This is a genomic window from Paenibacillus sp. FSL H7-0331, from assembly GCF_001956045.1.
Window position 1 is genome coordinate 83,354 of sequence record NZ_MRTH01000006.1, and the last position, 14,652, is coordinate 98,005.

The 14,652-nt window shown below is 47.6% G+C and carries 12 protein-coding genes; 9 read left to right on the plus strand and 3 right to left on the minus strand.

Features of this window, described 5'->3' with window-relative positions; translation table 11 throughout:
- Positions 1-29: 29 nt before the first annotated feature.
- The 3 genes from lplA to BK127_RS10685 form a co-directional block, all read right to left on the minus strand.
- Positions 30-1,040, minus strand: a complete 1,011-nt coding sequence (gene lplA, locus BK127_RS10675; protein WP_076230036.1) for a lipoate--protein ligase — start codon at positions 1,038-1,040, stop codon at positions 30-32.
- Between the two features lie 91 nt (positions 1,041-1,131).
- The gene (locus tag BK127_RS10680; protein WP_076230037.1) at positions 1,132-3,012 is read right to left on the minus strand and encodes an ATP-binding cassette domain-containing protein; all 1,881 of its coding nucleotides are present in this window, start codon (positions 3,010-3,012) and stop codon (positions 1,132-1,134) included.
- Positions 3,002-3,862 (minus strand): energy-coupling factor ABC transporter ATP-binding protein, encoded by an 861-nt coding sequence (locus BK127_RS10685; RefSeq protein ID WP_083689224.1) that lies wholly within the window; start codon positions 3,860-3,862, stop codon positions 3,002-3,004. The genes BK127_RS10680 and BK127_RS10685 overlap by 11 nt, the downstream gene beginning before the upstream one ends.
- Before the next feature lie 128 nt (positions 3,863-3,990).
- On the opposite strand from BK127_RS10685, the gene BK127_RS10690 reads away from it, so the two are divergent.
- From BK127_RS10690 to BK127_RS10730, 9 genes are all read left to right on the plus strand, one after another.
- Positions 3,991-4,581 (plus strand): biotin transporter BioY, encoded by a 591-nt coding sequence (locus BK127_RS10690; protein WP_076230038.1) that lies wholly within the window; start codon positions 3,991-3,993, stop codon positions 4,579-4,581.
- A 120-nt stretch (positions 4,582-4,701) separates the two neighbouring features.
- The gene (locus tag BK127_RS10695; protein WP_076230039.1) at positions 4,702-5,355 is read left to right on the plus strand and encodes an SGNH/GDSL hydrolase family protein; all 654 of its coding nucleotides are present in this window, start codon (positions 4,702-4,704) and stop codon (positions 5,353-5,355) included.
- Positions 5,356-5,484: 129 nt separating this feature from the next.
- Entirely contained in the window at positions 5,485-6,894 is a 1,410-nt protein-coding gene (locus BK127_RS10700; protein WP_076230040.1) for an 8-oxoguanine deaminase, read from the plus strand.
- Positions 6,895-7,210: 316 nt separating this feature from the next.
- Positions 7,211-8,806 carry a PucR family transcriptional regulator gene (locus tag BK127_RS10705; RefSeq protein WP_076230041.1) on the plus strand — a complete coding sequence of 532 codons (1,596 nt, stop codon included), beginning with the start codon at positions 7,211-7,213 and terminating at the stop codon, positions 8,804-8,806.
- Between the two features lie 11 nt (positions 8,807-8,817).
- A complete protein-coding gene (locus tag BK127_RS10710) occupies positions 8,818-9,846 on the plus strand; it encodes an XdhC family protein (RefSeq protein WP_076230042.1) in 1,029 nt (342 codons plus the stop codon).
- Positions 9,806-10,438 (plus strand): nucleotidyltransferase family protein, encoded by a 633-nt coding sequence (locus tag BK127_RS10715; RefSeq protein ID WP_076230043.1) that lies wholly within the window; start codon positions 9,806-9,808, stop codon positions 10,436-10,438. The genes BK127_RS10710 and BK127_RS10715 overlap by 41 nt, the downstream gene beginning before the upstream one ends.
- Positions 10,439-10,706: 268 nt before the next feature.
- Complete coding sequence (locus tag BK127_RS10720) at positions 10,707-11,861, plus strand: BMP family ABC transporter substrate-binding protein (protein ID WP_076230044.1); 1,155 nt, start codon at positions 10,707-10,709, stop codon at positions 11,859-11,861.
- Between the two features lie 82 nt (positions 11,862-11,943).
- Complete coding sequence (locus BK127_RS10725) at positions 11,944-13,479, plus strand: ABC transporter ATP-binding protein (protein WP_179097441.1); 1,536 nt, start codon at positions 11,944-11,946, stop codon at positions 13,477-13,479.
- Positions 13,476-14,612 (plus strand): ABC transporter permease, encoded by a 1,137-nt coding sequence (locus tag BK127_RS10730; RefSeq protein WP_083689225.1) that lies wholly within the window; start codon positions 13,476-13,478, stop codon positions 14,610-14,612. Before BK127_RS10725 ends, BK127_RS10730 begins: the two co-directional genes overlap by 4 nt.
- The last annotated feature ends 40 nt before the right edge of the window (positions 14,613-14,652 follow it).

Here is a 14,652-nt window from a genome sequence, read left to right on the forward strand (position 1 = left end):
AATAAATGTAGGTTTCGATTGAAAATTCGTTATTGCGGAATATCCTGAAGCAGTAATAGGGCCATGAATTGCTCGGTCGTAAGATTACCAAAATAGTGCTGAAGATCAATGCTGTTCAACACATGAAAGAGAGCCTGCTGTTCGTACTGAATGCCTGTGAGCTGTTGTTCCAATTCCGACACGTCATGGGTACCGAAGAAATCACCGAAAATATGGATCGACGCTATTTTACCCTGAACCACGTTCAGACGTACATCGATAATACCGGAAGGAAACTTGAATGTATTCTGGATATTCGACTTTGGTGAACGGCCATAATTCCAATCCCAGCTGCGGTAGCGCTCATCAGCCAGCTTAAGAACAGCAGCCCAATCGTCTTCAGTTAAATGGTATTGGGGTACATCTGCAAGTGAGCAATCAAATAATTGCTGCAGCAAAATGTCTCTAAACTGCTTAATCGTCAACGGCTCACTTAGAAAATCCGAGATATTAGCAACTCGGGAGCGAACTGATTTAATGCCTTTTGATTCAATTTTAATCGGCTTGACTTTAAGAGCGGAAGCAACATTTTCCATTGCTGAATTAAACAGCAGGGTACCGTGACTGAACATTCGCCCCTTGGATATGTACTGAGCATTACCGGAAATTTTTTGCTCACCGACCTGAATGTCATTGCGCCCAGTCAGTACGGCTTCCACACCAAGCCGATGAAGAATCTCGATAACCGGTTGGGTGAACTTGGCGAAGTTATGAAAGGAATTCCCGTCATCCTTCGTCAGAAAACTGAAATTGAGGTTGCCCAAATCATGATAAACCGCGCCGCCACCGGAAAGACGTCTGACGATATGTAGATGATGCTGATCTACGTAATCCGTATTGATCTCTTCGATGGTATTCTGGTTTTTGCCAATAATGATGGAGGGTTCATTTATATAGAACAGTAAATAGCTGTCGTCCATCGGCAAATTGCGCAGCGAATATTCCTCCAGGGCGAGATTAATGGCCGGATCGGTGATGTCTTTATTATCAATAAACAGCATGAGATGTTGTACCTCCAGAGTAGGTTATATTCGATTACACATCATTATTATAATGAACAATGATAATCGTTATCAAATTTGTTGGACTCTATCATGCCAATATTATATAGTTCAGCATTAACAAAACCAATAATATACTTGCTGCGGCTGCAATAAGCCTATAATCATAACGGTTAAAGCGAAGCCGGAAGGCGATTGTCGGTTTGCTATCCGCACGTCCCACACCTCGTACAATCAGAATCAAAGACAAGGTTTCGCCAAGGCGCAGTAGTGAAATGAGAATCGGAATCATCGTCATTCGCATACGGAATATGGGGATCTGCCCAGGACGAAAAGGGTACTTGCCGCGCGCAGCAGCGATTCTCGCAAACCGTTGCCATTCGTCAATAATCATCGGAATGAACCGAATGATCAGCGAAGCTGTTAAGGCAAAAGGCTCAACGGGAACACGGATTCGTTTTAACCAATGAAGTCCCTGCTCCAAGCCTCGTTTTAGCCGCAAATGATTGATTCCCGATAACAGTACAAACCCTATGAGCATGATCAAGACCAGTATACTTAGTCTGAAAAACGTCTCGACAGCCGGACTCACTGCAAAACCCAGATTAAAGGGAAGCGTCCACATCGTTCCGCTCGTTTCACTCCCTGGGAGTGGTGCCTCAGCTCCTTCTACAGCAAGTCCAGACAAGACAGAGGCTATAAAAGTAAATACGATCAAACCAGCAGCAGGCTTTAAGCATTCCATCAGCGGTATACGCGCATAACGTATGACGGCCAGCGTTACAATGAAAGCAGCTATCCAGCCAAACCAATGGGTTTGGACTAGGATACCTGGCGATATGAGCATATAAACAACCCATACAGCACGAGGATCATAGGCTCTAAAGCCTGATTTCTCTGCATGCATGGAATCGGAAGCATGATTGCCAGCAGGCATGGGTGCAGGTGTTGATTCAGCAATCGGTCCAGGAGCAACTCCTGTTATACAATCAGATGTTCCTTGTACTTGCATCTTAACTTGCTCGGCCATGGGTCCGTGTACAGGATAGCTTGCTTCAGTAGAGTTATAGTCCATTGTGGTGTGTTCTTCCAGCTTTTCCAGTGTCCCTGCTGCCATATGGACCGTCAGTGCTGATTTAATGGCAGCTGCCGTCGCTTCTGCATCGGGCCAGCTCGTGATAGGCACAGGGATTCCTGATGCTTGCAGCAGGTTCAGCGTATTCAACTGCACAGGCGGAGCAAGTCCGACTTTACTCCATATAGACTTCTGTTCTGCCAGCTCAGAAGGCGACCCTTGCCAAAAGGTATCGTCATACAAAATAAGCACGGAGTCGGCAATCGTTAGCAAAGCTTCCGGATCATGTGTGACGATGATAGTGCCAAGACCTTCGGCCTTTCGTTGCTGCAGCTGTCCGTAGAGCAGGGTGGCTCCTTCGGCATCAATCCCGGCTGTAGGCTCGTCGAGAAGCAGCCAGTCGGGAGCTGCTGCCTGCAGCAGCGCAAGTGACAATCGCCGCTGCTGCCCTCCGCTCAATTGAAAAGGATCTCGCTCCAGCCATGACTCGGGCTCTCCCGGAAATAGACGGAGTGCATGCTGTATACGTTGATTGCTCTCTGTATGGGATAGCTTAAAGGGTCGAAGCGTATACTGAAATTCTTCCTTGATGGTATTGGCGAATAATTGCTGTTCCGGATGTTGAAAAGCTGTACCTAATCGCAGCAGCACCTGACGATTAGGTTTTCTCCGTTTGGAGGTACCTGTCCAGAGTGAGGTGCTTCCCAAGTTAATCTGACCGGAGGAAGGCTCACGCAGCCCGGATAACATCTCGAGAAGCATAGTTTTACCTGTTCCGCTGCGTCCCAGAACAAGGGTTAATGTGCCTGCATGAAACTGATGATTCAAAGGATTGGACAGACGGTTCCCGTTGGTTGTGAACGATGTTAATTCGCGAATAATCAAATCATCGGACATGCTTGTGCACCGCCTCTACAAGCTGCTCGGCAGTAAGCGGCCGTCTATCCAAATGGACGCCTTGTCTGATCAGCTCACGGGCCACCTGAACCGGATATGGTGGCTCAAACCCGAGCTGCTCGCAGGGAGTCATACCCGTGCTAGTTTCGGGACTCAACTCAGGTTGCAGCGGAGAATCATGAGTACCTTCGTCACCATAGAAGAAGGAAGCAGTTGGACCATCGAACGTGATTTTCCCATCCATCAGTCCGATGACACGAGTTCCTGCTGCCAGCTCTTCCATATGATGTGTCAACCAGATCACGGAAGCTCCCTGTTGATGAATGGCTTGGACAGTATTAAGCACATCCTTGCGTGAAGTTGAGTCCAGCATGGACGTCGCTTCATCGAGCAGCAGCAGAGGGGCTTTTGCTGCGATACATCCGGCAATGGCAGCCAGCTGCTTTTGCCCTCCAGACAATTCGGCAAATGGACGGTGCATGAGGTTGTCCAAACCTACTGCCAGTAGTGCCTGATGAGCAATGCCTGGGATTTGCTGCGGCTCCTCACCACGCATTTCCAATTGGAAAATGATATCCTCCCACGGCGTATCGCCAATACAATAATGCTGCTGCATCACATATGGCACAACTTCAGGAAGAAAACCTCTATCGAAATTACCGGAATGAGTGCTCTGAATTCCTGCAATAAGCTGAGCTAGTGTTGATTTTCCACTTCCGTTAGGTCCGACAATGTTCACCCATTCCCCCACGGCAATTCGCAGATCGATATGGTTGAGCACAGGGAGGGTATGCCCGGATTGATTTCTATAAACGGTTACCTTGCTCATTATTAGTTCATTACCTGCCATTATGGGTTCACCTGTATACTTTCAAATATTCAAATTGCCTCTTCCACAAGAGGAATAAGATGTGCTATACTCCTAATTGTCAACCTGATTCATACATAATAGGTTAACAAATAAAAGGAGGAAAATCAATGAATTCATCTGCATGGAATGTCAGGGGGCTTGTATTCAGTGCCCTTTTCGCAACACTTTTCATCGTATTTAGTATGATCAAAATCTCACTCGGCTTTAATCCGGTACCCTTCACGTTAGAAAGCTTTGCTGTCATGCTGGCTGGCGGACTGCTGGGAGCACGGTATGGTTTTTATAGCATATTTACGGTATTCATACTTACAGCTATCGGTCTGCCATTGCTTCACGGGCAAGGTGGGATTTCACTTATAATTGGCAAAACAGGTGGATTTATATGGATGTTCCCAGTTGCTGCATGGGCCATTGGTTGGGTGTCCAGCCGTATACGAGGTGAAGGTATAATGGCTTTCTTGCTGTTGTTCGTTACTATAGAAGCTTTTGGATCCTTGCTGCTGTACGTTGGTGGCGCTCCATGGCTTGCTTATACAGCAGGTGTATCTTTTTCCAAGGCGATGACTCTGGCTGTGTATCCCTTCATTCTACCCGATCTGCTGAAAGCACTGGTTGCAAGCTTCATTGTGCTTAAGCTGCGCAAGTATGTACCCTCATTTGCAGCTCCCAAACCAGCATCCCCGCGCATTTCCGCATGATTCAGATATCCATCCCGGTCCTTATCCTGAGGGTCGGGATTTTTTGATGCAGACGAGGCGATAATCAGGTAAAATCAAACTGGAATCTATTTCATATTTATTAAAAGGGAGATTATGTACATGATTTTTAACAAAAATGATAAGCTGGTTATGATAGGCGATTCGATCACGGACGTGGAACGCAAACGGCCGCATGGCGAAGGTCGCAATGACTCTACTGGAAAAGGTTATGTAGCCGCAGTAAATGCGCTGTTCCATTCTGTATATCCGGAGCTTTCGCTGCGGGTAATCAATATGGGTATTAGCGGCAACACGGTTCGTAGCCTTAAGGAACGCTGGCAAACTGATGTACTGGATTTAGAGCCGGACTGGGTTTCTATTATGATCGGAATCAATGACGTATGGCGTCAGTACGATCAGCCGACAATTAAGGAATCACATGTATACATAGATGAATATCGCGCTACACTTGATGAATTGGTTAAGCAGACATTACCCTCAGTTAAGGGATTAATCCTGATGACTCCGTTTTATTTGGAGCCTAACGTCAATGATCCGATGCGCCGGACGATGGATGAGTACGGTCAGGTTGTTAAGGAAATCGCTGATCAGAATAACACTCATTTTATCGACATTCAGGCTGCTTTTCAACCTGTGCTGGAGCACATTTATCCGGCTACGCTGGCATGGGATCGTGTGCATCCGAATCTGGTGGGGCATATGGCGATAGCGCGTGCTTTCTTACAGGAAACAGGATTTAACTGGAATCGATAATATTGCAGCACGCACAAAAACAATCGGATTTATTGGTCATATGCACAAAATCTGCCCTTCCACATTGTACCTCATTTTGCGGAGTGTTACATTTAACCACAAATAGAGATTGTGGATCGGGGTGTGTGGATGGCGAGTATCTTAATCAAAAATGCCCGTAATATCATCACCATGGATGCCGATAAGAACCAGTTTCCCGGCGGAAGCCTATATGCAGAGGATCAGGAAATCAAGGCATTGGGCGTAAACATTCCGTATGAGACGGCAGATGTCATCATCGATGCGCGAGGTAAAAATGTGTATCCCGGCTTCATTAATACGCATCATCATCTGTATCAAACGTTTACGCGCAATATTCCTTGGGCTCAGGATTGTGAGCTGTTCGATTGGTTAATCACCTTGTATGAGATATGGCGCGAAATGCAGCCGCAGGATGTGTACTTAAGCGCACTTGTCGGCCTGGGCGAGCTGTTGAAAACGGGATGTACGACAGCTTCCGATCATTTTTATTGTTTTCCGAACGGTATTCACGGGGAACTGATAGATGAAGAAATACGAGCGGCGCGTGAGCTGGGGATTCGTTTTTATCCGACTCGAGGATCGATGGATCTGGGACGCTCGGCAGGTGGTCTTCCTCCTGATGAGGTCGTTCAACATATAGATGTCATTTTAAAGGATACGCAGCGGGTCATTGAAGCTTATCACGATCGATCTAAATTTGCGATGACACGGGTTGGTGTTGCACCTTGCTCGCCATTTTCGGTTTCGGAGGAATTGCTGCGGCAAAGTGCATTGTTAGCACGAAGCTCCCAGGTGCGCATGCATACCCATTTGGCAGAAACGATGGATGAAGAGCATTTTTGTCTGGAGAAAAAGGGAATGCGTCCACTCGAATATATGGAGAAAACAGGCTGGGTCGGTAATGATGTCTGGTTCGCGCATGGTATTTACTTCAATGATGCTGAAATTCATCGGATGGGCTCGTGCGGTTGCGGTGTGGCGCATTGTCCGTCAAGCAATATGAAGCTGTCTTCAGGTGTGCTGCCGATTCGCAAAATGCTGAATAGTGGAGTCAAGGTAGGCATCGGTGTAGATGGCTCTGCTTCGAATGATGCTTCCAATCTGCTGGGTGAGGTTCGTCAGTCTTACCTGCTGCATAAGCTTACATCCGGGGCTCAGGGGCTAACCGCTCAGGAAAGCATGTGGCTTGGAACCGTCGGTTCATCAAGGGTGTTGGGCTGGGAGGATGCCATAGGCTCGCTGGAAGTCGGGAAGGCGGCTGATTTTTTCCTGATTGATACACGAAGGCTGGATTTTGCGGGAGCTTTATTCGATGATACTGCGCTGCCGGTTGTTGCCGGGATTAGCCAGATCGTGGATATGACCGTTGTTGGCGGCAAGGTGGTCGTGAAGGATGGCAGGCTTGTCCATATCCATGAAGAGCGGATCGCAGAAGCGGCCCAAGCGGCTGCGGCTCGGATGGTGGAAACGGCCTCCAGACGCACCGGTATTGGATACAGAAAGCATCGCAGCAGATAATCATGGATGATCATATCCATTTAACTATTAAATCTTTAATGAAGATAGGAATGAAAACCAAATCAGGCACTCGCTCAAAATGTAGAGCGCGTCGGGTTTGGTTTTTTGTGCTGGATAAAGGATGTTATTTAATGTTATATAATATAACGCAATAAAGTGTGTTAGCGGAGTTATTACTGTTGGATGTGTTGATTTAACGTATTTTATGGCCGAAATCACATAGTTGGAGGGAAATTTTTAATAAATTCAATTGTTCAAATTCAAATTAGCGAATATAATGTTAAGTATAGTGACATATAATTCGGAGGTGAATAGCATGCATATAACCGTTGAGCAGGCGCTTCTGATTTATCCGCTCTCTGAAGGGCGGCTGGTGGCTGGGAAAGATGGAGCAACGCGCATCGTGAAGTCGGTTAATGTAATGGATGCTCCGGATATTACGGAATGGATCAAAACAGGTGAAATGCTTTTTACGACGGCTTACATTATTAAGGACCATCCTGATGAAGCTATTGAGCTTATGCGTAAGTTGGATGCGAGAGGGTCGGCGGGGCTTGGAATTAAACTGGGACGATTCTGGTCGAGTATTCCGGAGTCTATTATGCAAGAGGCAGACAGACTGCATTTTCCGTTGATTGAGCTTCCTTATCAATTTACTTTTTCTGATCAAATGAATGGGCTATTCCTGGCTGAATTGGAGCGCAATACCTTATCTTTACATGATTTGTTGGATAAGCAAAAGCGGCTGATGCAATTTGCGCTTAGATCCAAATCGGATATCCGTTTTTTTGATCAGGTACTCGGGATTGTTGAGACTCCATTCGCGGTTGTCAGCTCGCGCGGGCATATGGTATATAACGCAACTTGTTATCGGGAGCAGCAGCTGCTCCAAGGCTGGCCTTGGCGGGAAGAGGCTGCCTGGGTTCGGGCGGAGCATGGCGGGTATTCGCGGATACCCATTGAGTTTGAAGGAGAATGCATCGGGTTTGCGATGTTTTATCCGGCTGATTCTGTACTTATTAAGGAAGAAGAAGGTTTGTTCTACCAAACCGCGGAAATATTGGCCTATCATCTGAGCTGTATTTATCGGGATGTGCTGCAACGTTCGTTGAATAAAGACATGGGTGATCTGTTTGTTCGTTATTTGAATCAAAATATAGATGTGGGGATGTTGATTGATTACACCGAAGAGCTTGGAGTACGTGTTCTGAGAGGCTCCTACCAGTGTGTGTGGACAAAGATTGTATCGAGCTCAGGTGATGCCATGCGATCTACGTTGTTAAAGGAAATTCGGCAGGAATATGAATACAATTTCGTATTTCGTGATTTGCAGGTTGTACATTTTTTGGTGGAGGATGGTGTGTTTTCGATCTTTAGTGCGGATGGGCTGGATAGTTCTGCGAAGCTGATGGAGCTGTTGAACCAAGCTTTGAATTCCGTTGTTAACAAAAAGATTGTTGAACATATTCAGCTATCTGTCAGCAGTAAAAAAATGAAGCCGGAGGTGCTCAGGCAGGCTTATACGGAATGCTCGGAGGTATTCGGACTTGCGCAGCGTCTGGGGATGAAGGATAAGGTAGTGCAATTTGGTGCAATTGAACTGGCTTATTTGTTTAAGCATGTGCCTGCTGCCGAGATGAGTGCTTACAGCAGTGAGGTGCTGGCTGAGCTGCTGGCTAAGGATCCGGAGTATTCGCAGGAAATGCTGCGCACGCTGGAAGCTTTCCTGGAGCATGACGGGCAAGTTAATGAGATGGCAAAGCATTTGTTCATCCACCGCAATACCGCGGCTTATCGCTTAGAAAAAATGAGTGAGATTCTTGGGATGGATTTCAAAAAAATTAATGACTTGCTGCGTTTGAAGCTGGCATTCATGTTCAGGAGGATGCTTGTGGATCCAACGAACCGTTAGGGGGTGGAGGCATGGAATTCCATGAATTACTGGACAATTGGAGTCGGCGAGAAGGAAGGGCTGTGCTTACCACGATTATTGCAGTTGAAGGGCACTCCTATCGCAAAATGGGGGCTTCCATGCTGATCTATGAGAATGGTGAGCGAATCGGAGGGATCAGTCCTGGTTGTCTGGAGTCCGACTTGGCGGAGCGCGTCGGTGAAATGCTGGTAACGGGATCTTCACAGGTTGTTGAATATGATATGCGGGATGCGGAAGACTTTGCCTGGGGTGAAGCGGTTGGCTGCGGAGGTAGTATTCGTGTTCTGCTGGAGACCATTACGGAGAGCTTAAGTGTACATTTATCAGAATTGCTCAAGCGGTTGAATTACGGGGAAGAGAGCTGTTTTATGCGTTTGTGGGATAGCGATGGCAGGTTTGTATACCGGATAGAAAAGGTTCATAAGTCGGAGGCGCATATAACGGAAAAGGGTCAAGCTTCCTTGTTTCCGCATGTTAACGATGACGGGGGCAGCTTCTTGCTTTATTGTGAGCCAAGACCACGATTAATCCTATTTGGCGCTGGTGCGGATGCGGAGCCGATTGCTGCTATGGCGGGTAGTGTCGGGTTTCGTGTCGTGGTGACGGATTGGAGAGAGGCGCTATGCTGTTCGGGGGATTTTGCCTGCTGCGATACGATTGTTGGTTTGCCTGCAGAAGTTATAGGTCGACTCGGGGTTAATGGTTCAGATTATGTGGTCATCATGAGTCATCAATTGCAGAGGGATCGTCAATGTCTGGATGCTTTATGGCTATTATCTCCCCGTTATGTGGGGTTGCTGGGTTCGACAAAACGAGCAAAGCAGCTATTGGATGGAAGGATGTCTCCGGCTTGGTTGCATTGGCCGGTAGGCTTGTCCATTGGTGCTGATGGATCGATGGAAATAGCGGTGAGCATTGTGGCGGAATTAATTGCGGTCCGAAGGCAGTCAGCGGGTGGATCGGTCAGGAGGGGGATTCATGCGTCCAACAATCATGGGAATTTATTTGGCAGCGGGTGAAAGTCGGCGAATGGGGAGGCCCAAGCTTACTATTCCGCTCGGCAGTGATGGAATGCTTGGAGGGCTGGCGCTTCAGGAAGCGGTACGTTCGGGTCTGGATCGAATTGTGGTTGTATCCCGGTATGAGGGATGCCCAGAATGGTTTCCGTTTCCTGATGAATCTGACGTCCGGGATCGCTGTGTATTCGCGGCTGCTCCTGAAGCTTCTCGTGGGATGGCCTACTCCCTGCATGCGGGTTTGTCGGCTGCGATAGGTTTATCGGAGGGTGACGATGACAAGGCGAGTGCAGTTGTTGTTCTGTTGGCCGATCAGCCGATGATTCACGCTGAATTAATCAATCGCCTAATCATGGAGTTTACTATGGACCCCAAGCTGGATTATGTGGCTGCGGGGGATTCCGGGACGGCGAAGCCTCCTGTGCTGCTTGCAGCCTCGATGTTTGATGCCGTCATGAGCTTGAAGGGTGATGAAGGTGCGCGCAGACTGCTGCTGAGCCCCGATTATCAAGGTATGTTGATTGCGGCGGAGTCTGGATTGTTCCTTGATATGGATACACCTGCAGACGTGGAAAATATTTGGCGAATCCGATGACAATGCATGAATCAAATGTTAACTACATGGTATATTTTACTGGAAAACAGGTTTTATAATTTGAAATTATTCTGGTTTTATCGTGAATTTCAAGAGAAATTAAAAATTTCGTGCATAGGATACAAAATAATTTCGGTTTTTTATTAAAAAAACCAAAGTAATGTTAAATATATTGACGTTAAAGTGACATTTGATTATAGTTTAGTCAATCGAAAGAACAGCTTATAGAGGTCAACAATCCGATATAGAAAAGTGGAGGGGATTTCGAATGAAACGTACGAACCGTTTATGGATGACAACGTTGATTTTTATCGTGGCCATGTTCGTGGGTTTAGCGGGCTGTTCACAAGAAAGCGCCCAACCGAAGCCTGCTGCACCCGCACCAGCTGATCCCAAGCCTGCCGACGCATCGGCTAAGCCAGCTGAGAAGAAAACGCCGCGAGTTGCCTTCGTTTATATCGGACCTCCAGGTGACGGCGGTTATACCTATGAGCACGATCAAGGTCGGAAGTACATGGAGAAAGAGTTGGGCATCAAAGCGGATTTTGTAGAAAATGTGCCGGAAAGCGCTGATGCGGAGCGTGTCATAACAGAGCTGGCGCAAAATCATGATCTGATTTTTACGACGAGCTTCGGTTATATGGATTACACATTAAATGTTGCCAAAAAATATCCGAAAGTGATTTTCATGCACGCCTCAGGCTTCAAAACAGCAGAAAATATGGGTACGTACTTCGGACGCAATTATCAAGCCAGCTATTTGGCCGGTATAGCCGCAGGGAAAATGACCAAAAAGAACTTGATCGGCTATGTGGGTGCATTCCCGATTCCTGAGGTTATTTATAATATTAACGCATTCACGTTGGGGGCCCAGAGCGTCAATCCCGATGTGAAGTTGAACGTGGTATGGAGCAATACCTGGTACGATCCGGCCACCGAACGCCAGGCTGCTGTCAGCTTGCTTGATAAAGGTGCGGATGTGATTGCCGCTTATCAGGATTCACCGGCTAGTCTACAGGCTGCTCAGGAGCGCGGAGCTTTTGGAGTTGGTAATGATTCCGATATGACGCGGTTTGCTCCTGATGCCTATATCACATCCGCAGTTTGGAAGTGGGGACCTTATTATTCCAAGGTTGTGAAAGACGTGATGAATGGTACCTGGAAATCCGAGCAGTACTGGGGAAGCATGAAGGACGGTATTGTAGATATTGCACCTCTGGGTAAGAATGTGCCGGACGAAGTGAAGAAGCTGGTTGAAGCTGCAAAATTAAAAGTGACAAGCGGAGAGCTTAATGTCTTTAAAGGTCCGATTACAGATGCAGCCGGAGCCGTAAAAGTACCCGAAGGTAAAGTGCTGGAAGACAAGGATATATTGAGCACCAACTGGTTTGTCAAAGGTATTGAAGGAACGATTCCCAAATAATCCAAGCTGACGTACGTGATACACCCAATCAATCCCTTCATGGAAATGAGGGGATTTGCTTTAAGGAAAGGAGGTGGGCTCGATGAGTGAATTTGCCGTTGAAATGAGAGGTATTGTCAAACGTTTCGGAGCTGTTGTGGCTAATGACGATATCGATTTCTCAGCCCGTCATGGAGAAATTCATGCGTTACTGGGAGAGAATGGAGCAGGCAAAAGCACAGTGATGTCCATTCTCTCCGGAGCTTATCGTGCGGATGAGGGTGAAATTCGAATCCGTGACAGGCAAGAGCATATTCGGAGTCCCAAGGATGCGATGAAGCTCGGTATCGGTATGATTCATCAGCATTTTCGGTTGGTTCCTGCAATGACGGCAGCGGAGAACATCGTGTTAGGCGAGCGCGGGAGTTTATGGCGGGGAAGCGGATGGATGCAGAGAAAGTTAAGTGAGCTGGGTGCATTGAGTGAACAATTCGGACTTCTGGTACCACTGACCGTTCCTATCTGGCAATTATCCGTTGGTGAGCAGCAGCGCGTAGAAATTGTAAAGACCTTGTACCGTGGTGCCGACATTATCATTCTCGATGAGCCCACATCCGTATTGACACCGGGTGAGGTGTATGAGCTGTTTCGAACGCTTAAATCGATGAAGGCTGCGGGCAAGACGGTCATCATTACCACTCATAAACTAAAAGAAGTAATGGCAGTTGCGGATGTGATGTCGATTATGCGCAAAGGTTCTATGATCGCTTCCGTCTTAAAAGAACATACGTCGGAACAAGAGCTTGCACATTTGATGGTGGGTAGAACCTTGGAGCCGATGACGTTTAATCGGAAACGGGAGATTACGGGAATATCATTGACCGTGCAGGAGCTGCATGTGAATGCGGATAACGGCGGTAAAGCACTACAAGGGATATCCTTTCATGTAGGTCGTGGAGAAATTGTTGGTGTGGCAGGGGTCGCTGGCAATGGGCAAAAGGAGTTGGCTGAAGCATTGACCGGACTTCGGTCCTGGGAGGCTGGTGGCGAGATCCACTATGACGAGTTCAAGCTGAAAGCTCCATCAGTTAGCAAGCTAATCGAGTATGGTGTCGCACACATTCCCGAAAACCGGATGAAAAGCGGCTTGGCCGGTCCTCTGAGCGTAATGGATAACTTGCTGATGAAGTCTTACAGAACCTCTCAGCGCTCCAGGTATGGTTTCCTGCTTCACAAGCCGAATCGTGCATGGTCGGAAGATCTTATTCGAGCCTACGAGGTGAAAACCGCAAGCTTGGATACTCCGGTTCGACAGCTATCCGGAGGCAATCAACAAAAGCTTGTGCTCGCCAGAGAAGCGGAGCAGAAGCCCGAGCTTCTGATTGCCGTACATCCAACGCAAGGGCTGGATGTCGGAGCGACGAGCAGTGTTCACCAAATGCTGTTTGACTTATCCGATGGTGGGACGGGGATCCTGCTGATTTCGGAGGATCTGGATGAAATTCTCAAGCTGGCTGATCGTGTGATCGTGCTCTATAACGGCCGCATTCAAGGAGAGTTTGCAGCTGACAATTACGACCGAAATCAGATCGGGCTGGCAATGGCAGGGATTGGTGAAATGGGAGGGGAGGCCGTATGAATAAGGATCCTGCTTCTATTGAGGTCATATCCTCGGGTCATACGGCTGCCCACATTCATGGCAAGTCGAAGCCAAGGATTCAATGGCTGCTGAATCCAAACGCCTCCACAGCATGGTGGGTGCCCATCGTTTCCATCGTTTTGGCCTTACTCTTCTGTGGCATGTTTATTGCGCTGAATGGAATCAATCCGATTACGGTCTATGCGAAAATGTTCACTGGAGCTTTCGGTTCAACCTATGGCTTCAGTGAAACCTTGGTCAAAGCTATTCCTTTGCTGTTATGTGGCCTTGGGGTTTCGATCGCCTATCGCATTGGAATCTGGAATATTGGAGCGGAAGGACAATTCATTGCGGGAGCGATTGCCGCTACAGGCATTACGATTTATTGGCCAGGTTTATCTGGAATGTGGTCGATTCCGGTAATGATGGCTGCGGGTATGGCGGGTGGTGCCTTATGGGGGCTGTTCACGGCGATCCCCCGAACGGTATTTCGGGTCAATGAACTGATTACTTCATTAATGCTGAATTATATCGCTATTTTATGTATGGATTATTTCGTGTTTGGCCCTTGGAAGGATCCCAAAGGGATGAATTTTCCGGGTACACCGATTTTTTCTTTAGGTCAACAGCTGCTCACCTTGGGTTCATCAAGGCTTCATATGGGATTGATCTTTGGATTAATAGCCGTTGTGCTGTACGCGATTTGTATGAAATATACAAGGTGGGGCTATGAGCTTCGATTATTGGGCGCCAATCCTGACGCCGCAACCTATGCAGGGATAGCCGTCAACAAGCATATTATTCTCGTAATGCTCATTAGCGGAGGCTTGGCTGGCTTAGCAGGGATGAGTGAAGTATCCGGTGTGACGCACCGCTTGATGTACGGATTATCGCCGGGATATGGATATACGGCCATAATCGTCGCTTGGCTGGCTAAGCTGCGTCCGCTGGGATTGATTGTCTCTTCGGTTCTGTTCGGCGGGCTTATCGTGGGCGGGTACAGCGTACAAACGATTGGTCTACCTGCTTCCCTATCACTAATGCTGCAGGGCGCGATTCTCTTCTTCTTGATTGCTGGCGATCATCTGGGACGTTATCGATTGCACCGCAGTCAGCCCAGAATGAAGGTGTAGCCTACAGATTATGCGAAAAAGATACAGCGTGAAGTTGCAT

Bases quoted from the DNA above. Each gene is read 5' to 3' on its own strand.
- lplA (WP_076230036.1), bottom strand. From the start codon at position 1,040: ATGCTGTTTATTGATAATAAAGACATCACCGATCCGGCCATTAATCTC.
- BK127_RS10680 (WP_076230037.1), bottom strand. From the start codon at position 3,012: ATGTCCGATGATTTGATTATTCGCGAATTAACATCGTTCACAACCAAC.
- BK127_RS10685 (WP_083689224.1), bottom strand. From the start codon at position 3,862: ATGGCAGGTAATGAACTAATAATGAGCAAGGTAACCGTTTATAGAAAT.
- BK127_RS10690 (WP_076230038.1), top strand. From the start codon at position 3,991: ATGAATTCATCTGCATGGAATGTCAGGGGGCTTGTATTCAGTGCCCTT.
- BK127_RS10695 (WP_076230039.1), top strand. From the start codon at position 4,702: ATGATTTTTAACAAAAATGATAAGCTGGTTATGATAGGCGATTCGATC.
- BK127_RS10700 (WP_076230040.1), top strand. From the start codon at position 5,485: ATGGCGAGTATCTTAATCAAAAATGCCCGTAATATCATCACCATGGAT.
- BK127_RS10705 (WP_076230041.1), top strand. From the start codon at position 7,211: ATGCATATAACCGTTGAGCAGGCGCTTCTGATTTATCCGCTCTCTGAA.
- BK127_RS10710 (WP_076230042.1), top strand. From the start codon at position 8,818: ATGGAATTCCATGAATTACTGGACAATTGGAGTCGGCGAGAAGGAAGG.
- BK127_RS10715 (WP_076230043.1), top strand. From the start codon at position 9,806: ATGCGTCCAACAATCATGGGAATTTATTTGGCAGCGGGTGAAAGTCGG.
- BK127_RS10720 (WP_076230044.1), top strand. From the start codon at position 10,707: ATGAAACGTACGAACCGTTTATGGATGACAACGTTGATTTTTATCGTG.
- BK127_RS10725 (WP_179097441.1), top strand. From the start codon at position 11,944: ATGAGTGAATTTGCCGTTGAAATGAGAGGTATTGTCAAACGTTTCGGA.
- BK127_RS10730 (WP_083689225.1), top strand. From the start codon at position 13,476: ATGAATAAGGATCCTGCTTCTATTGAGGTCATATCCTCGGGTCATACG.